An 18,041-nucleotide genomic window follows, 5' to 3' on the forward strand; every position below is an offset into this window, starting at 1 on the left:
ACTGTACGGGTTCTGCTTATAGGTTGCATTCATTGCAGAAGGCATCAAACAGCTCCGACTCATTAAGGCCAGAAACTGGTAAAGGTGGCACTGGCTAATCGCTCGCTCATCCACTTCAATTTCGCTTTTGCACGGCAAGGTATGCGAAGTATTTTCTCCTCATCAGTAGCACCATCGGCCACGATGTTCTCACGATACAAGTCAGGGCGTTGATTCTTATCGCCTTGTTCTGCTTGCCAAATGGGAACTAACTGGTCTGAAAGCACGCCGCTAAGCTCTTCCAGCAAATCCTTGCGGTTTGATGTAGTCAGCTTGTCGGTATCGCCTTCGATACGCGGCAGAACCTTACACATCATAAAGTCGTCCCATACAGCTTTTAGAGTCAGGTCATCTTGTGGTTGGCTGCTGGCAACCGAGAGAAGAAGTTCATTGAGCGCACGAAACGCCAACTCAAACGGTGTATTTTTTAGCACGGCATTAACGGCCGATAAAAACGCAACCGTTTTTGCGCCATCAACATCGAAAGTATCTGCTAAATCTGCTTTGCTGGCATTTGACCAAATAGGATAGCTAAGGCGTTTATTGCAACTAGTTGGGGTGAAAAAGTCGTTATAGTCGTTCGGGAAAAACGCACCAAAATCAAAGCTCAGAGCACGGTCAATCACCTTACGTGAAAAGCCGTGAGTAGTTTCATCCATATTCACCGTGCCTGCGACCAACAGGTTAAACGGTATACTTAAACCATATTGGCAAATTAATTGCCAAAGCTCGTCATAATTTTTATTTTCACTGTTATCAAAGCCTAGTGCTTTGCGTAGCTTTTCTATATCAGCAACTTCATTAATGGTGGCAGGTTTCAATAGCGCGTCACTGCTGTAAGAGAAGTTACCATCTGACCAACACCATTCACGGGTTTCCAGTACCGATAAATAATCAGCAAAATACTGCTCTACTGGCGCAAGGTTCATTTCATCCAAACATAACCAGTAAGGCAGTATCCTATCTAACTCATCGCGCTCGCCCGCGACCACTAAACGCTTACCTTGCTCTCCTCTCTCTTGCACTTCAACAGTTAAGCCGCTATCAGCAATCGCACGCCAAGCTTTGGCGATAAACTGTAATACATCGGTAGTGATGTATTCCGCAGCGCCATTTAGGCGTGAAATATATCCGAGTAAATCGCTCGGCTCATGCCAATCGGGGCGTACTGAGGTTAAACAATAAGTTTCAGCAAACTGCTGTGATGTTTTTGCTTGCTCACGCACAAAACGGGTTTTACCTGTACCTGAGATACCAGCGAGAAGGAGGAAGGGTTTGGATAAAGTTGAGTATCCCCAACTTTTATTACTCAAAAGAGTTTCCGTTGATTTTTGCACTTTAGGTGTTAATATGGGCTTAAATGAGTTTTTTAGTGCTGGGTTTTCAGACAGTTGCTTTGCTATTTCAGCTACTGCACTTTGAGTTTCTGCCAACAAATTGCCAGCCTGCAATAATGGGGATACGTAGTAATCATTGCGATCTATTGTTTTACCTCCTCCCCAACTTTTGTAATCCGATACGAATGATAAAAAGCACTCAAGATCATCATTTGTATAACCCTTTGAACTGAAATAATTTTCAATCTTGCTTTTTTCTTGTTCGGAAACTCCATCTCTTAGAGCGACGGCAGCTTGTTGAAGATCTGTATCCTTATATATATCTTTAAAAATATTTTTTTGTTGTGATAGACCATCTAAGTAATTAGAAAGCTCTGCAGCAATATAGAACCAAAAGTTAGTGATAAAAATGGCTTTATCTGTTGATGTGGTGATTTTAGTAGAAAAATCAGCAAACTCTACTTTAGAGTAACCATTTGCCCTATTCTCACTAATATAAAGCTCATATTCTTTTTTGAACTCTTCTGTTAGCTTAACATCCGTAAAGTTGACCCTATCAACTGAGCTTCTGATTTCTCTAAACTTCTCACTTAAATCAATTAATGCCATCTAATATATTCCTAATTTTTTTAGCTAATCCATCAATTACATTAACAGTAACGCTATTACCAAATTGTTTATAAGCTTGCACTTTTGAAGCGCTTGGTTCAAATTCATCAGGGAACCCTTGTAATCGAGCAGCCTCTCTTGGGCTAATCTTCCGAGGATTTTTTCCAACCTGCTCAATCGTACTTCGCTACCGTCTTTGTAATATCGTGCCGAGATAGTATTGGTGTAGGGGGATTCTTCCGTAACCAAGCCAAAACCAAAGCCTTTGCCATTTTTTTTATTTTCAATTTTTCTACGTTGATGGCCTTCCCATAATCTATCAGAAATAGTTAATTTAGGATCTGGGTTTTCCTCAAGCATATCACCAACTTTAACTTCAATACCTAGTGGTTTTGGGTACTCAAAACTTTTAACTTCGCCATCACGCCATAAAACGATGTATATGCGCTGTCTATTCTGCGGTATTCCAAAGTCCACTGATTTCAGAACCATTTCTTTGGCTAAGGCTTGAATTTCCTTTGTAGAACCATGCTCAATAACACTTTTAGGAATATTACAGCTATATCCCATTTTGGTAAGCGTTTTTAAAATAACCTTGAGGGTATAGCCTTTATCATGGCTAATTAAACCTTTCACATTTTCAAGCAACGCAAACTTAGGCTTTTTCGTTTCTAGAATATTGGCTATGTCATGAAATAGAGTACCTCGGGTATCTTCAATCCCTAGTTTAAGGCCTGCATGCGAAAATGGTTGGCATGGGAAGCCAGCCAAAAGAACGTCATGATCAGGGATTTCATTCGCAGGGACCTTTGTAATATCGCCAAATGGAATCTCGCCATGATTATTTTTATAGGTTTGCTGAGCATGCTTATCAAATTCGGAAGAAAAAACACAAACGCCGCCGTTTTGTTGAAAACCGAGTCGAACCCCACCGATCCCTGCAAATAAGTCGATAAAACGAAAATTAGCGTCAAAGTCAGGCTTTAGCTTTAAAGCACCAAATACTTCATTAAAGAACGCGTCTCTCGTTGTATATAAACCATTTTTTTGTAGCTGACTTATTACACTTTCTTTAAGCTGCTCTGGATTGCTGATTTCTGGATTACAGTAAAACTTGCTATCGGTCGCAATTGCATGTAACCATTGATCAATTACCGCTTCAACGTCACTTTCTTGAGGTACATGTGCAACTGCTAATGGTTTAATTAATGCTTCTGCTTGATGAAGGACGTTGGTTTTACTATTCATTGTTCACTACTATTTCAATTAGACTAACTGCCATTAATAGGCATGATTTAATCTGGGAATACTACTCTATTTTCTGATTAAATTTAAGAAAAACCTGTACACATATACATGATTAATTCACTATCTAAGCCACAAATAATTTAATAAGACAAGATTCGGTTGCATGTGTGTTGTAGTATTGAGAATTGACGTCTGTCATTGATGGGCTCAAATGCTTACCGCTCCATGGTTACAACAGTCAAAAATGTAACAAAAACCCTTGATGAAAAACAAGTTTTTATTCAAGTAAGCCTTTAATTAAATTATATGTTTTCATTATAGAAACACGTATTTGTTAGTTTGTTATTACTATTTCCCGAATGATAATGATTGTTAGGAATTTAGGTATTACGTGTTATTACCAAGAGTATGAAAGTAGATATATGGAGAACAGTACAACTCGTATGAAAGGAAGTGAGGTAGTAAAAGCCTCTTTGCAGAGGCTTTTAGGCAAAGCTTTTGTTTAATGTTTATTCTCAGCCAATATCGCTTCAATATAATCGGTTAGCTCGCCTTTAAACTCAGCGCGTTGAATGGCGTATTCTATATTGGCTTTAATAAAGCCCAGTTTATTGCCGCAATCGTGGGTTTTACCCACCAGCTGGTACGCCTCTAACCCTGTTTGGTCTAATAACGTATAAAGCGCATCGGTTAGTTGTATTTCATCGCCAGCACCCGGTGGTGTTTTGGCTAAAATTGGCCAGATGCTTTCAGAAAGTACATAACGGCCCGTAATGGCAAGGTTTGAAGGGGCTTCTTCACGTGGTGGTTTTTCTACCATGCCGATAATTTTAGCGGTTTCGCCTGCACACAGGGTTTGGTTGTCTAAATCAACCACGCCATAGCTTTGCACCTGTGCCATATCTACCGGGTTTACCATTATTTGGTTAATGCCTGTTTCGTTGTAATTGCTGACCATTTTTGCGAGGTTTTCTACGCCTAAATCTGAATGGTATTTATCAATAATGACATCGGGCAAAATGACCGCAAATGGCTCTTCGCCAATTACCGAGCGCGCACATAAAATGGCGTGCCCTAGCCCTTTTGCCTCAGCTTGACGCACCGAAATCATGGTAATGCCTTTGGGATTAATGCTTTTAACCTCTTGCAAGAGCGAGCGTTTAACGCGCGACTCTAGCTGCGCTTCTAACTCAAAACTGGTATCAAAGTGGTTTTCGATGGAGTTTTTACTGGCATGAGTAACTAACACAATTTCTTTAATGCCAGCGGCAGCCGCTTCTTCTACCACATATTGAATAAGTGGTTTATCTACCAAGGTAAGCATTTCTTTTGGAATGGCTTTGGTTGCTGGCAGCATACGTGTGCCAAGGCCTGCAACGGGGATCACCGCTTTGGTTACTTTTTTCATTATTATACTCCCTTACGTTTATTGGTTAGCCAAATTGTTTGATATGGCAACAGCGCAAACTCGCTGTTTAGATCGTTAATTTGCTGTTCTGTGAGTAAGTCGTACCAGTGTTCTGTTTCAATTAAATTAAGCTCGTTTAAACGAAGCGATACTGGCTTATTAGTAATATTAGCAATACAAAAGATACTTTGACTGCGATTCATACATTGTCGCCACACACCAAACAGTTCTGGCCCTAGCTGCAAAACAAATTGTGTAGCATTGGGGTGAAAGGCTTTTTGCTGTTTTCTTATTGCTAGCAGGGTTTTTAGGCCGCTTAATACTTTGCTGTGATGGCTGTACGGATGGGCAAGTTGCTCATTTAACAATTCGCTTTGCCAGCGGTGGCGGTTAATGGTACGGTTATGGTGGGTGTTATTGTATTTTTCATAGTCGTTTTCGGTGCCAAGCAAACTATGAATATAAATACCGGGAATGCCCTCTAAGCTCATCATAATGCTGTGGGCGCAAATAAAGCGCTGGTACTGATGCTTATCGGGTCCATCTATTGTGCCTTTAAGCGCATCATACAAGGCAATGTTCATTTCGTAAGGTTTTTGGCTGCCATCTTCCCCTGTTCGCCACGATATTAGCCCACCAAAGTTTTGCATGGTGTTAACCATGGTGGCGATTTCGCTTTCGCTCAGTAATCCTTCAGCTGGCCTTAAGCCAATGCCATCGTGCGAAGCAATAAAGTTAAAATAGCAGGTGCCATTTTGAGCGGGTGGCATGCGCATTAACCAGTGTTTTAACGCTTGGCAATCGCCTGAAATTAAGCTGTAAATAAGTAGCGGCGGCAGTGAAAAGTTATAAATTGCATGGGCTTCGTTAGCATTACCAAAATACGCTAAGTTTTGAATATTAGGGATGTTGGTTTCGGTGATGATAATGGCGTTTTCATTGGCGCATTCAATCAGCGTACGTAATAGCCTTACTACCTCGTGGGTTTGCGGTAAATTAATGCAACTTGTGCCAATTTCTTTCCATAAAAAGGCGATGGCATCTAAGCGGAAAATTCTCACGCCTGCATCTAGGTATTGCTTAATAATACCCACAAACGCAATAAGCACCTCTGGGTTTGAAAAATCTAAATCGACTTGGTCATGACTAAAAGTGCACCATACAAACTGCTCGCCTTGCTTGGTGGTTACTGGCTTTAATAAGGGCGATGTGCGCGGCCTAACCACTTTATCAAGCGGGTCGCTTGGCGATGCGGTAAAAAAGTAATTGTGGCCTGTGCCCTCGCCTTTTATAAAGTTTTCAAACCAAATTGAGCGCGCTGAGCAGTGGTTAATCACTAAATCGGCCATTAACTTATAGCTTTTGCTTATGGCGCTAATGTCTTGCCAATCACCCAGTGATTCATTCACGCTTGAATAATCCAGCACTGAAAAACCATCGTCTGAGCTGTACGGGAAAAACGGCAAAATATGCACGCCACTTAATTCATTACTTAAATGGCCATCAATAAATTGTTTTAAGGTGACCAGCGGTTTTTCACTGTCGCTTACTATGCTGTCACCATAGGTGATCATCACAATATCCGATTCATTCCAGCGGTTTAAAAAAGGCGTAGGCCCTTGCGCGTCATCATTTAACGCCATTTGAGATAACAGCTTATCGGCAATGGCATCCACAGAGTCTTTTATTGCGACCCCTTCATAAATTACTTGAAGTTGCTTAAGCAGTTTTTCTTTTAATGGATAGGTCATCAGCTTACCTTTTTGCGCAGTTTTGCTGAAAATTCAAGGTAGTCTTCTTCTACCGCTTCTTCTAAGCGCGAAAGCACATCTGGCATGGCACTAATTACACGGTTCCACGATGGAATAAACGGTGTTTCCATCGGTTTTTCTAAAAACGACTGCCCTGCCGCCATAATGTTTTTAGCGAACATTTCCACTGATTTTTCTTCGGTGTGAATATCCACTTTAAGGCCATTAATAATCGCATCGTTTTTATAGGTTTCGATATAATCGAGCGCGATACGGTAATAGGTGGCCTTTATGGTGCGCATGGTTTCGGTGTTTAAGGTGTAACCTTGGGTGGCGAGTTTTCTAAAAAACGCTTTGGTTATGTCTATCGACATTTTAGACAAACCACCTTCGCTATTATGAAGCGATAAGTCTTGATGCTTGTGGTCATACACGTTAGCAATATCCACTTGGCATAAACGGTTGGCGGCATAGTTGCGTTGCATTTCAGACAGTACGCCAATCTCTAACCCCCAGTCGCTAGGAATGCGAATATCGTTAAGCACATCTTGCCTAAATGAAAACTCACCCGAGAGCGAATAACGGTAGCTATCCATATAATCTAGGTAGTCGTTATGACCCATCACGCGTTTAAGCGCCTTTAAAAGCGGCGTAACAAGCAAACGCGCTACGCGACCATTGAGTTTGCCATCGGAATATCGGGCGTAATACCCTTTGCAAAACTCGTAGTTAAATTGTGGGTGCGCCACAGGGTAAATTAAGCGAGCAAGTAAGCTGCGATCGTAGGTTAAAATATCGCAATCGTGCAGTGCGATAGATTCGGCCTCTTTGGTAGCAAGCGCATACCCCATGCAATACCACACGTTGCGGCCTTTACCCATTTCGGTCGGCGCCACACCAAGTGCTTGTAATTCAGCGTCGAGCTGTTTTAATCGTGGGCCATCATTCCATAAAATTTGATGCGGTTGCCCTAAGTATTTAAAAAACTCAATGGCTTTACAAAATTCATCTTCGGTCGCTCTATCTAGGCCAATTATCACTTGCGATAAATACGGCACTTCACTTAAATGCTCAACAATTTTAGGTAGCGCCTCACCTTCAAGCTCGCTGTAAAGCGACGGTAAAATTAGCCCCATAGGCCGCGTTTTTGAAAACTCAACCAGCTCGCTTTCTAACTCTTCCACGCCTCGATTTGTTAAGTTATGCAGAGTGGTTACAATGCCATTTTGGTAAAAATCAGCCATAGTGTTTCTCCTTTAGAGGATGGTTAGGTATCGATTTGATGCGTTCAATATGATGGTTATCAAGCTCGCTAATAAGTTGCATCATCACCTCGTGCCAGCCAGTAGGCCCAGGCATAGTTGAGCGCATAACGCCTTTTGAACGCTCAAGTGTAATAAACGGGTGAGTCATTGATTTGATTTGTACTGCAATATCGGCTTGCTCTAACATGGCGCTGTCGTTTTCGCTATCGCCGAGCGCCACACTCAGCCAATCACCGGGCAATTCGTGCTTGATTAGGTTAAACAACCAATTTAGTGCAACGCCTTTACTTTCGTCGCCACACACATGTAAAAAGCGCCCGCCTTCAATAATGGTTGCGCCATTTTCACGCATACGTTTTATAAATGCCTTTTTCTGGCAAGCGTCACCTAACCAATGAAGCGGCTCTGAGTAGTGACGTAGTTTGGCTTTTTCGGCGTCTTTTTCACTTAGGCCTGTTAGCTCTGCCAATTCGCTATTAGTCATTTGCGCAAAGCCTTTGTATAGATGGGCAAAATCATTGGCGTATTGTTTTAGTTGGTTTAACCAAAAGCTGCGCGGCTGACCAAATTCTTTAATGTAGAATTCGCCAAATTCAATCAGATCTTTGGTTTCAATCACGTTTTCTTTCAACCACTTTTTGGGTAAAAATACGGCAGCGCCATTTTCAACAATAAACGGCGTTCCTAGCCCTAACTGGGTGCGAATGGCGATAATTTCTTTAAAGGTTTTACTGGTACACGGAATAATGGGAAAGCCCAGTTCGTAGCATAAAAATACACTCACTTTTGCAGGCTGAAACTCGTAGCTGTAATGATCTAATAAGGTGCCGTCAAGATCGGTGAATACCGCGAGTTTTTCAGGAAAGCATAACTGTTTAAAACGACCTGTTACGTTAACAATTTCGCGTGTTTCATTTAGGTGTAAGGTGATATCTGTGGTTTGGCTAAAATCAACTAAACCAACTCGGGTGAGCCTTTCAAAAAATAGCACAAAGCGCTCTATTTCTTGTTCGCTCATTATTTTATTGGTTGGCAGTTTATCTTGTTGCAAGCGCAGCTTGGCTTCTTGCTCTTTGCGCCACTGTGCTACCACATCAAAACTAGGTGCTTTTAGCATAATCCAGCGGTCAACTCGCTCGAACACATTTTGGTAAGCACCCTTCAGCTGGTTATTTACGTATTCACGCCATGTGCCGTTTGGGTCTTCAATGGCTTCAAGCGCGTTTATAGGTGTTTTTAAAGCATCTTGTGGCTCTGCGTTAAGCCCTACGCACCACCCCTCTAGAATAATCACATCGGGTGCTGATGTTACTTTGGTCCATTTATCTGATGGAAACGGATTGTCTATGGCTTTATTAAAACGGCGAATAAACAAAGGGCGTTTTAACGTTTTACGCGTAAGCGCTGCTAAGTCGTGATCTAGCTGATCAATTTTGTGGGTACCCGGTACACCGCGTGTACCAAGTAAAGGGTGAATATGTGTGGCAAGTTCTTCGCGCTCAAATGCTGATAAATAATAATCATCGAGCGAAATCGACACCACATTTAAACCAAAGTACATGCGTAGATATTGATTTAAAAAGTCCGTTAGCGTGCTTTTGCCCGAACCTTGGCAACCATTTATACCAATCACCAATGGCTCTTTTGTTCTATTTTGGTGCAGTGCAATTTGCTCTGCGATTGGCGCGTACCAAGTTTTTATTGTTTTTTTAACTTCCTGAGAAAGCGCATGTTTTTCTATAAATTTAGTCAGGAACTTGGTAGAGAGTGTTTGCACCATATTAATGCATCCTTTGAACGTTTTAATAAACTATCTAATAATATGTCAAGGAATGTGCCAAAACATACCACCTGCAGTTTGGCTTAAATAATATAAAGGCTTTCGTAGTTAAAATTCCGAACTATTGGAGAAGTGCTTTTAGCGTTATTTTTACGTTTTATGTGTTCCATAACACAAACAAAGTGTTAAAAAGTAAGGTATTTGGTTAATCTTTAAATCACTTAATACTTGGTATTTAATGTAAAAATAAAATTCAGATAATAAAAACAACAGGCTGAAAATGAAGAATGTAATCGTAGCTGGTGTCGGTATGACTCAGTTTTGTAAACCTGGCCAACAAGAGCCGTATCGCGTTATGGCTGCAAACGCTATTAGATTAGCACTTACTGACGCTGGCGTTAATGTAAGCCAAATCGAACAAGGCTATGCAGCTTATATTTATGGCGATAGCACCTGTGGGCAACATGCGTTTTATGATGTTGCTCAAACCGGTATTCCTATCATTAATGTTAATAATAATTGCTCAAGTGGTTCAACAGCGCTCTATGCTGCAAGGCAAGCTATATTGTCTGGTGAGGTTGAGTGTGTTGTGGCTTTTGGCTTTGAGGAAATGCAAGCAGGTGCGCTGGGTTCACATTGGTCTGATAGGGAAAACCCGTTTGATAGAGCTAATGCAGTATATGATAAATTTGGTATTGCAAATGCACCGATTGCACTACGCGCATTTGGTGCAGCCGGAAAACATTATATGGAAAAATATAATGTCACTAGCGAGCTTTATGCAAAAGTGGCCGTAAAATCACGAAGTCATGCCATACATAACCCTTATTCATTGTTTTCAAAACCACTTACCGTAGAAAGTGTGCTTAATGACAAAATAATTTTTGATGAATATATGACGCGCACGATGGCATGCCCGCCCACCTGTGGCGCTGCAGCTGTCATACTGTGTAGTGATGCTTTCGCTAAAAAGCATAATATTAAACACGGGGTGAAAATTATTGGCCAAGCCATGGCAACCGACACTGAAGAGTCGTGGCAAGACCCTATTCTTTCTGTTGGTACAGGTATGACTAAACGCGCTGCCGAAAAAGCCTTTAACCTAGCGGGTGTTTCACCTCAAGATGTTGATGTAATTGAATTACATGATTGCTTTACCACCAATGAAGTAATTAATTATGAAGCGCTTGGGCTATGTGAAGAAGGCGAAGCAATAAAGCTGATTTCAGACGGCGATAATACTTACGGAGGTAAGTTTGTGATTGGGCCATCTGGTGGTTTGATGTCAAAAGGTCACCCTATTGGTGCAACTGGCATAGCGCAATGTGTTGAATTATGCTGGCATTTACGAGGCCAAGCAGGAAAAAGACAAGTTGAAGGCGCAACGCTTGCGCTACAGCATAATGTGGGCTTAGGCGGCGCTGTAGTAGTTACCGTGTATCAAAAGTAGTTTTGAATTCTGATAGATATAAAAATAGCGCCAAAAGGCGCTATTTTTCAAAACATAAAATACTTTCTAAATTAGAATGGCATTTTGAAGCCTGGAGGCATTTGCATACCGCCAGTCACTGTAGCCATTTTCTCAGCTGAGCCTTCTTCAACGCGTCGAACTGCATCGTTGATTGCTGCTGCAACTAGATCTTCAATCATTTCTTTGTCATCTTCCATTAATGACTCATCAATGTCGATGCGACGAACATTGTGGCTACCTAGCATAGTTACTTTAACAAGGCCTGCGCCTGCTTCGCCAACTACTTCCATATTTTTAATTTCTTCTTGGGCTTTTTGCATGCGCTCTTGCATTTGCTGCGCTTGCTTCATCATGTTACCCATTCCGCCTTTAAACATAATTTTTCTCTCTTTTAATGCATGGCAGCTAGGCTACCAACAGAATTATAATGCCTTTATTGTACCTTCATCTAGCTCTGCGTCAAAGTGTGTCATGAGCTGAGTGATAATTGGGTCGTTTTTAATGGTGTGTACCGCTTGTTGATGACGAAATGCATCAATTTTTTGCTGAATTTTAAACGGTGTTTGTTCAACCACATCGTTAAAATTAATCATTAATTCAACGTGCGTATTTAGTAGGTTTGACAGCGCTTGTTGCAACTGTTCACGCAGCATAGGTGAATCGAGGTGTCGCTGTTCACTGTCAACCAGTAAGCTCACTTCAGCCCCATTTTGCTGATAAATACTGTGCAGAGCAAATTGACGCACGCGACCACCAAGGCCCATGGTTTCAATTTTGTTTGCCCAATCGTCTTGCTGATGAGCAAAACGTTCTTGTGAAATTGGGCTTTCAAAGCCTTCAATAACTTGAAGCTCTGGGGCAGGTGCTTCCTCTTGCTTTGGCTCTGGCGTTAATTGTTCAATTAACTCAGGTGCCACATGCTGAGTTTCTCCGCGGTATTTTTCAAGTGGGCTTTGCTTTGGTTTTGCAAAGTTTTCGCCCCTTTGCTGGGGCTCAGTCTTTTTTATTGACGTTTCGCTACCGTCCGGTTGAATAAGTGAACCCGAACCTGACACATTTCGGCGCGCTAAAATTTTCGCGATTGCTTCGGCTTCGTTATTAAAGTTTTGCTCAAAGCTTGGCTGAGGCGACTCTTCTACTGGTGGCTGTTCATTTACCACCTGCTCAGGCATTTGCTGTGGCTCTGGTGCACTATCGAACTGTTGCTGTTGCTGTTGCTGTTGCTGTTGCTGTTGCTGTTGCTGTTGCTGTTGCTGTTGCTGTTGCTGTTGCTGTTGCTGTTGCTGTTGCTGTTGCTCAAACATTTCAGGCGCTTGCGATTGTGACGTCAACTGCTCAGCTTGTGCAAGTACGTCATCCATTTGCTGATTTACTTGCTGCTCTAATTGTTCTTGAGATGGTTGCTCTTGCGAATGTTGTTCCTGAGATTGCACTGGTGCTATTTGCTGTTGCGGCGCAGGAGCAAGCGGTGCTGGTTTTTCAACTACAGGTTGTACAGGTTCAAGTTGTGGCTGCGTTACCTGTTTATTATCGAGTGCTTCTTTTTGTTTTTTTAATTGTTCTTTTAGCGAAACACGCGCGCTTGGTGTTGCTTGTTGAGCTTGTGGCTGTGTTTGTGCTGAATGGTTTTGCTGCGCCGGTGCTTGTGCCTGCATTTGTGCAGGTTCAAACGCCAGTAACTTTAACATCACCATTTCAAAGCCAAGTTGCTCTGTTGGCGCAAGCATTAAATCTTTTTTACCGTTTAACAGTAACTGGTAATACACCTGTATTTCACGGGTATCTGCTTCATTTGCCAGTTCACTAATAAAATCAGCATATTGGTCGCTCAGCTGCGCAGCACTTGGCACCAACTTAGACACGAGTATTAAATGACATAGCTTAATTAAATCATCGAGCACTGCACCATAATTGCCATTTTGTAAGCCCAATTTCGCGCTTAACTCTAATAAGCTATCACCATCGCTGGCCATGGCCGCAATCAATAAACTTTGTGCCCAAGTAATATCCATTAAACCAAGCATTTGTTGGGTTGCTTGGTGGCTAATATTACCGTTAGTTTGAGCGATGGCTTGGTCAGTTAAACTCAGTGCATCGCGCATACTGCCTTTGGCACTTTGTGCCAGTTGCTTAAGCGCTTCTGGTTCAAAACCCAGTTGCTCTTGCTGCAAAATATGCGTTAGTTGCGTTTCAATTTCATTTTCCGACAATGCGGCCAAATTAAATTGCAAACAACGCGATAAAATAGTGACGGGTAATTTTTGCGGATCGGTCGTAGCAAGTAAAAACTTAACGTGCTCTGGTGGTTCTTCTAGTGTTTTTAACAGTGCATTAAAACTGTGTTTAGAGAGCATGTGCACTTCATCGATGAGGTACACTTTATAACGGCCACGCGTGGGCGCGTATTGCACGTTATCGAGAATTTCGCGCGTATCTTCTACTTTGGTACGCGACGCTGCATCGATTTCAATTAGGTCGATAAAACGGCCCTGCTCGATATCAACACAGGCATTACAGCTGCCACAAGGCTGACTTGTAATGCCTGATTCGCAGTTTAAGCTTTTTGCAAAAATTCTGGCAATAGTGGTTTTACCTACACCACGTGTACCGGTAAATAAGTAAGCATGGTGCAAACGGTTTTGATCAAGCGCGTTTACTAATGCTTGTTTAACGTGTTGCTGCCCAACTAACTGATGAAAGTTTTGTGGACGCCACTTTCTTGCCAGAACTTGATAGCTCATTTACTCGCCTTCAAACTCAACTAATTTAAGTATGTTTAAACCTAGGCCGTCTAGGCGCGCTTCACCGCCAAGTTCTGGCAATGAAATAACAAATGCTGCGTCGGTTGCGTTACCACCGAGTTTTTCAACCAATTTAACGGTTGCTTCAATAGTGCCGCCTGTTGCTAATAAGTCGTCTACTAGCAATACTTTATCGCCCGCTTTAATCGCATCTTTATGAATTTCAAGGGTATCTTCACCGTATTCAAGTTGATACGACTGCGATACCGTTTCGCGTGGCAGTTTGCCTGGCTTACGCACTGGGACAAATGGAATGCCTAATTCTAGTGCAAGCGGTGCACCAAAAATAAAGCCGCGAGATTCAGTACCAATAATTACATCAAATTCTTGGTTTTTGTATTTTTCTACCAGTGCTTTTTGCACGGTTTGGAACGCTTTAGGCTCAGCTAATAAGCTAGTAATATCGCGGAACATAATGCCTGGTTTTGGATAATCTGGCACAGTCGCAATGCTGTTTTTTACTAGTTCTAGGTCTGAAACTGACAAAGTCATGGTTTTCCCCAATATTTTAATTACAGGTCATTATACAAAGTTTGAAACAAAAAACCTCCGCTTCGCATAATTAATCGAGCCCTTTCGATTATCTATTGCACAACAGGGTATTGCAGAAACAACAAAGGCCGATAAATCGGCCTAAAATCACAAAATATGTGGAAGGTATGGTATTAAGCGCTTAGTAGCGTCGCCCAACCTAGAATTGCATTTAAACAACCAATGCCTGCAAATACAACTAGGAAACCAATAAAGTATTTTGCATTGAACGGGTCTTTAAAATCACCTTTGTGCGCCATCATTACCTCTACATCTTAAGCACGAAAAATCGCCGCATATAATAGTAGAAGTTGATCTAGATCAAAAGTGTTATTTTGTGACCAATACTGCTTTTTGCGCTAAATCGTTAAGTGTAGTGATTAAACCTGTTTCTAGCGTAGCTGGATCAAACTGGGGGAACAGTTGCTGCATTGTGTCGCGTACTGCACTAAATTTAATGCCTGGCGTTGACTCAATTAATTGTACTAAGTGCGCGGTTATCGCATTAATGGCAACAAACTGAATATCATCATCACCGTCGCGATAAATAACCAAATGATTACCTTCTTCAAGTGTTGATAGCTCGGAATTCTCGCTTGATGCGAATTGCACGGGGTAAGCATAACTTACACGCCACGCAAGCGATGAAAAATAAAGTGGTTGCGTTTGGATATCGGAAACAGCCCTTTCATTTGGATCTTGATCGGCGATTGAAAGTGCTAATTCAACCCACTCGTAGTGCGCAAGTTCCAGCATGTATTCTGGGTCGGCCGCTGTACGCGTATATTCATTTGATACAAACGCCAAAAACTCTTCAGAAATTTGCAAAAAGTAAGGTGATTTACAATCATGTTGGCTAAAAAACTTACGTACTAATACCAGCCAATCTTGTTCGCTATAAAGCGACTGAAGTACCGGAAACGCAGAACTGACAAAGCCTTCAACATTGTTAAAGAAAAGCTCTCGGTAAATTGCTAAGCGACGATCTTCAATATCGGGGAACTGGTGATTTTCAGGATCGCGAATATGCTGCATAAAGGCATTTTGGGTAGCTTGAAAACTCATTAAGCTGTTTCTCGCTTAATATTCTCTGCCTGAATTGCGGCAATAGTATCAACTTCACCTAATAATTCCGGCATCGCTGGAATATTAAAATCTCGTTCAAGCAAGGTTGGGAATACGCCATGAATTTGATATGCCTCGCGTAACAATTGCCAAACAGGATCTATTACATCTGCGCCATGGGTATCAACAATTAAATCATCCGCTTCATTATAATGCCCGGCGATATGGCCGTAGCTAATGCGTTTGGTAGGAAGCCCTTTTAAAAATTCGCTGGCACTGTAACCATGATTAACGGCGTTAACATAAATATTATTTACATCGAGTAATAACTCGCAGTTGGCCTCTTCTAAAACCAAGTTAGTGAAGTCTAACTCAGACATTTGCTGTCCGGGCGCTGCGTAATACGATACGTTTTCCATCGCGATAGGCATTTCAAGAATATCTTGCACCGTGCGAATGCGCTCTGCGACATAACGGGCTGCCTCTTCACTAAATGGGATTGGCATCAGATCATACATATGCCCTGTGCCCGAGCAATAACTTAAATGTTCGCTGTAGGCTTTAATATTATGTTGTTTAAAGAAGACTTTAAGATCTTTAACAAAATCAATATCAAGTGGTTCAGGTGAACCGATTGAAAGGGATAATCCGTGGCACACAAAATTATGTTGTTCGGTTAATTGCTTAAACTTTTTGCCTAATGCGCCACCTAAGATCAACCAATTTTCAGGCGCGACTTCTAAAAAATCGATTTGTTTTGGGTAGTCTTCGATTAATGGATCAAGCATTTCACGTCGTAGACCAAGCCCTACCATTCCAAAATTGTGTTTATTCACCGCCCCTCCAAACATATTTATTCTTTAATTAACTAAAAGGCCAGCTAAGCTGGCCTTTTGACTAGTTAGCCTGAAATAGGGTTAACTAATTACTTGTGGCCGCCGCACTTGCCTTCGCCACACTTGCCTTCTTTTTTAGCTTTTTTGTCGCCGCCACATTTACCTTCGCCGCACTTACCTTCTTTTTTAGCTTTTTTGTCGCCGCCGCATTTACCTTCGCCGCACTTGCCTTCTTTTTTAGCTTTGTGGTCGCCACCGCATTTACCTTCGCCACACTTGCCTTCTTTTTTAGCTTTTTTGTCGCCGCCGCATTTACCCTCGCCACACTTGCCTTCTTTTTTAGCTTTGTGGTCGCCGCCGCATTTGCCTTCGCCGCACTTACCTTCTTTTTTTGCTTTTTTATCGCCGCCGCATTTACCTTCGCCACACTTGCCTTCTTTTTCAGCTTTTTTGTCGCCGCCGCATTTACCTTCTCCACATTTGCCTTCGCCAGCGTCAAGCATATAGCCAGATTGCATTGCTGTAACTTGGAAAGGGTTAGCGTTTGCCGCTGTAGAAACTAGGCTTGATGCACCAATTACCGCTGCACCTACTGTTAAAGCTACTGAATTTTTATTAAGTGTTTTCATAGTTGTCTCGTTTTACGTTTACTTGATTGTTTAAAATGACCTAGCTTTTAAAAATATTCTTTCAAATAAATTAAAATTTTTTGATCAATTCGTTTTGTAAATCTCATTATGGTACAGCTAACCCATTGAGCAATATCAGTTTAGCCTTGTAATAAAAAAAATAATAGTGTTTCGCTCATAAGCTCGTTAAAATCGCCGCCGAGATAGCTATTACACGGGTTACAATGAAACTGATTTTGGCACCGATGGAAGGTGTTGTTGACTTCCATATGCGACAATTACTCACCGATATTGGTGGATTTGACCTGTGTATTACTGAATTTATCCGTGTTGTTGATGCATTATTACCTGCTCGTGTATTTCATAGATACTGCCCTGAGTTAAACAATCGGGGAAAAACCCAATCTGGCACCCCTGTGCGCATTCAATTACTGGGACAACACGCAAATGTGCTTGCAGAAAATGCACAGCGTGCAGTTGAACTTGGTTCTCACGGTGTTGATTTGAATTTTGGCTGTCCTGCAAAAACCGTCAATAAAAGTAAAGGCGGTGCAGTACTACTCAAAGAACCAGAGCAAATTTATCAGATTGTAAAAGCTGTGCGAGATGCGGTGCCTGTGGATGATGAGGTATCAGCTAAGGTTCGCCTTGGTTTTGATGACTGCTCTCAAAGCCAAGAAATTTTTGATGCAGTTAATAGTGCCGGCGCCTCAAGTATCGCTATTCATGCAAGAACAAAACGTGACGGCTACCGCCCTCCTGCGTATTGGGAAAAAATAAAACCACTCAAAGTCACCTCTGATATCAATGTGGTTGCCAACGGTGAGGTGTGGAATTTTAACCATTATAGATTGTGCCAACAACGCAGTGGCTGTGATGATGTGATGCTAGGTCGTGGTGCGTTAGCAAAGCCCGATCTGGCAGCTGAAATTGTCAGCAAGCGCAATGATGAACAATACACTGCATTAACGTGGCAGCAAATATTACACCATATAATTGACTCATCAATGCATTGTGATGGCGGTAACAGTGAACGTTACTTCGCCAGTCGTACAAAACAGTGGCTTGGCTATTTAAAACTGCAATACACCGAAGCAAACCTCTTTTTTGAAGAAATAAAACGCCTTAAATCGAGTCAAGAAGTGCTCGATAAAATTTTACAGGCGAGTAACAAAGTTACTACTTGTTGATTCATATCATATCGCGCGTTTATCAAGTCCCTATAATTCAATATTGCACCCTTAGGTGCTAGGAATAAAAAGGGGAATGAG

The 18,041-nt window shown here is 41.8% G+C and carries 15 protein-coding genes and 1 pseudogene; 2 read left to right on the forward strand and 14 right to left on the reverse strand.

The window, feature by feature from the left end; translation table 11 throughout:
• Positions 1-62: 62 nt before the first annotated feature.
• The 7 genes and pseudogenes from C2M30_RS11235 to C2M30_RS11260 all read right to left on the reverse strand — a co-directional run bounded on the left by C2M30_RS11235 (position 63) and on the right by C2M30_RS11260 (position 9,437).
• Positions 63-1,985, reverse strand: coding sequence for an McrB family protein (locus tag C2M30_RS11235; protein WP_105171693.1), 1,923 nt, complete (start codon positions 1,983-1,985; stop codon positions 63-65).
• Complete coding sequence (locus tag C2M30_RS21960) at positions 1,972-2,163, reverse strand: DNA cytosine methyltransferase (RefSeq protein ID WP_325050759.1); 192 nt, start codon at positions 2,161-2,163, stop codon at positions 1,972-1,974. Before C2M30_RS21960 ends, C2M30_RS11235 begins: the two co-directional genes overlap by 14 nt.
• 44 nt (positions 2,164-2,207) lie before the next feature.
• A pseudogene (gene dcm, locus C2M30_RS11240) lies at positions 2,208-3,233 on the reverse strand (DNA (cytosine-5-)-methyltransferase); the annotation flags it as partial.
• A gap of 502 nt (positions 3,234-3,735) precedes the next feature.
• The gene (gene galU, locus C2M30_RS11245) at positions 3,736-4,641 is read right to left on the reverse strand and encodes a UTP--glucose-1-phosphate uridylyltransferase GalU (protein ID WP_105171694.1); all 906 of its coding nucleotides are present in this window, start codon (positions 4,639-4,641) and stop codon (positions 3,736-3,738) included.
• 2 nt (positions 4,642-4,643) lie between these two features.
• Positions 4,644-6,392: a sugar phosphorylase gene (locus tag C2M30_RS11250; RefSeq protein ID WP_105171695.1), complete on the reverse strand. Its 1,749-nt coding sequence runs from the start codon at positions 6,390-6,392 to the stop codon at positions 4,644-4,646.
• Positions 6,392-7,636, reverse strand: a complete 1,245-nt coding sequence (locus C2M30_RS11255) for a glycosyl transferase (protein WP_105171696.1) — start codon at positions 7,634-7,636, stop codon at positions 6,392-6,394. Before C2M30_RS11255 ends, C2M30_RS11250 begins: the two co-directional genes overlap by 1 nt.
• The gene (locus C2M30_RS11260) at positions 7,629-9,437 is read right to left on the reverse strand and encodes an HAD-IIB family hydrolase (RefSeq protein WP_105171697.1); all 1,809 of its coding nucleotides are present in this window, start codon (positions 9,435-9,437) and stop codon (positions 7,629-7,631) included. The genes C2M30_RS11255 and C2M30_RS11260 overlap by 8 nt, the downstream gene beginning before the upstream one ends.
• 280 nt (positions 9,438-9,717) lie before the next feature.
• On the opposite strand from C2M30_RS11260, the gene C2M30_RS11265 reads away from it, so the two are divergent.
• The gene (locus tag C2M30_RS11265) at positions 9,718-10,887 is read left to right on the forward strand and encodes a lipid-transfer protein (RefSeq protein ID WP_105171698.1); all 1,170 of its coding nucleotides are present in this window, start codon (positions 9,718-9,720) and stop codon (positions 10,885-10,887) included.
• Positions 10,888-10,958: 71 nt separating this feature from the next.
• Here C2M30_RS11265 and C2M30_RS11270 read toward each other — a convergent pair whose 3' ends face one another.
• The 7 genes from C2M30_RS11270 to C2M30_RS11295 form a co-directional block, all read right to left on the reverse strand.
• Complete coding sequence (locus C2M30_RS11270) at positions 10,959-11,285, reverse strand: YbaB/EbfC family nucleoid-associated protein (RefSeq protein ID WP_010559766.1); 327 nt, start codon at positions 11,283-11,285, stop codon at positions 10,959-10,961.
• 45 nt (positions 11,286-11,330) lie between these two features.
• A complete protein-coding gene (gene dnaX, locus C2M30_RS11275) occupies positions 11,331-13,649 on the reverse strand; it encodes a DNA polymerase III subunit gamma/tau (protein ID WP_105171699.1) in 2,319 nt (772 codons plus the stop codon).
• The gene (gene apt, locus C2M30_RS11280; protein WP_010559764.1) at positions 13,650-14,201 is read right to left on the reverse strand and encodes an adenine phosphoribosyltransferase; all 552 of its coding nucleotides are present in this window, start codon (positions 14,199-14,201) and stop codon (positions 13,650-13,652) included.
• Positions 14,202-14,374: 173 nt separating this feature from the next.
• A complete protein-coding gene (locus C2M30_RS21965; protein ID WP_021033034.1) occupies positions 14,375-14,503 on the reverse strand; it encodes a hypothetical protein in 129 nt (42 codons plus the stop codon).
• Between the two features lie 67 nt (positions 14,504-14,570).
• Entirely contained in the window at positions 14,571-15,305 is a 735-nt protein-coding gene (locus tag C2M30_RS11285; RefSeq protein ID WP_105171700.1) for an HvfC family RiPP maturation protein, read from the reverse strand.
• Positions 15,305-16,156, reverse strand: a complete 852-nt coding sequence (locus C2M30_RS11290; RefSeq protein ID WP_010559761.1) for an HvfB family MNIO-type RiPP peptide maturase — start codon at positions 16,154-16,156, stop codon at positions 15,305-15,307. Before C2M30_RS11290 ends, C2M30_RS11285 begins: the two co-directional genes overlap by 1 nt.
• 74 nt (positions 16,157-16,230) lie before the next feature.
• On the reverse strand, positions 16,231-16,770 hold the full coding sequence (locus tag C2M30_RS11295) for an HvfA family oxazolone/thioamide-modified RiPP metallophore (RefSeq protein ID WP_100913691.1): 540 nt from the start codon (positions 16,768-16,770) through the stop codon (positions 16,231-16,233).
• Between the two features lie 224 nt (positions 16,771-16,994).
• Here C2M30_RS11295 and C2M30_RS11300 point away from each other — a divergent pair, with 224 nt between their 5' ends.
• Positions 16,995-17,960, forward strand: coding sequence for a tRNA-dihydrouridine synthase (locus tag C2M30_RS11300; protein WP_105171701.1), 966 nt, complete (start codon positions 16,995-16,997; stop codon positions 17,958-17,960).
• The last annotated feature ends 81 nt before the right edge of the window (positions 17,961-18,041 follow it).

Source organism: Pseudoalteromonas sp. T1lg24 (assembly GCF_002964745.1).
In the GTDB taxonomy this organism is placed as follows: domain Bacteria; phylum Pseudomonadota; class Gammaproteobacteria; order Enterobacterales; family Alteromonadaceae; genus Pseudoalteromonas; species Pseudoalteromonas spongiae.

What these genes read in the sequence shown, in the direction of transcription:
- C2M30_RS11235 (WP_105171693.1), bottom strand. Translation starts at nt 1,985, where the DNA reads ATGGCATTAATTGATTTAAGTGAGAAGTTTAGAGAAATCAGAAGCTCA.
- galU (WP_105171694.1), bottom strand. Translation starts at nt 4,641, where the DNA reads ATGAAAAAAGTAACCAAAGCGGTGATCCCCGTTGCAGGCCTTGGCACA.
- C2M30_RS11250 (WP_105171695.1), bottom strand. Translation starts at nt 6,392, where the DNA reads ATGACCTATCCATTAAAAGAAAAACTGCTTAAGCAACTTCAAGTAATT.
- C2M30_RS11255 (WP_105171696.1), bottom strand. Translation starts at nt 7,636, where the DNA reads ATGGCTGATTTTTACCAAAATGGCATTGTAACCACTCTGCATAACTTA.
- C2M30_RS11260 (WP_105171697.1), bottom strand. Translation starts at nt 9,437, where the DNA reads ATGGTGCAAACACTCTCTACCAAGTTCCTGACTAAATTTATAGAAAAA.
- C2M30_RS11265 (WP_105171698.1), top strand. Translation starts at nt 9,718, where the DNA reads ATGAAGAATGTAATCGTAGCTGGTGTCGGTATGACTCAGTTTTGTAAA.
- C2M30_RS11270 (WP_010559766.1), bottom strand. Translation starts at nt 11,285, where the DNA reads ATGTTTAAAGGCGGAATGGGTAACATGATGAAGCAAGCGCAGCAAATG.
- dnaX (WP_105171699.1), bottom strand. Translation starts at nt 13,649, where the DNA reads ATGAGCTATCAAGTTCTGGCAAGAAAGTGGCGTCCACAAAACTTTCAT.
- apt (WP_010559764.1), bottom strand. Translation starts at nt 14,201, where the DNA reads ATGACTTTGTCAGTTTCAGACCTAGAACTAGTAAAAAACAGCATTGCG.
- C2M30_RS21965 (WP_021033034.1), bottom strand. Translation starts at nt 14,503, where the DNA reads ATGATGGCGCACAAAGGTGATTTTAAAGACCCGTTCAATGCAAAATAC.
- C2M30_RS11285 (WP_105171700.1), bottom strand. Translation starts at nt 15,305, where the DNA reads ATGAGTTTTCAAGCTACCCAAAATGCCTTTATGCAGCATATTCGCGAT.
- C2M30_RS11290 (WP_010559761.1), bottom strand. Translation starts at nt 16,156, where the DNA reads ATGTTTGGAGGGGCGGTGAATAAACACAATTTTGGAATGGTAGGGCTT.
- C2M30_RS11295 (WP_100913691.1), bottom strand. Translation starts at nt 16,770, where the DNA reads ATGAAAACACTTAATAAAAATTCAGTAGCTTTAACAGTAGGTGCAGCG.
- C2M30_RS11300 (WP_105171701.1), top strand. Translation starts at nt 16,995, where the DNA reads ATGAAACTGATTTTGGCACCGATGGAAGGTGTTGTTGACTTCCATATG.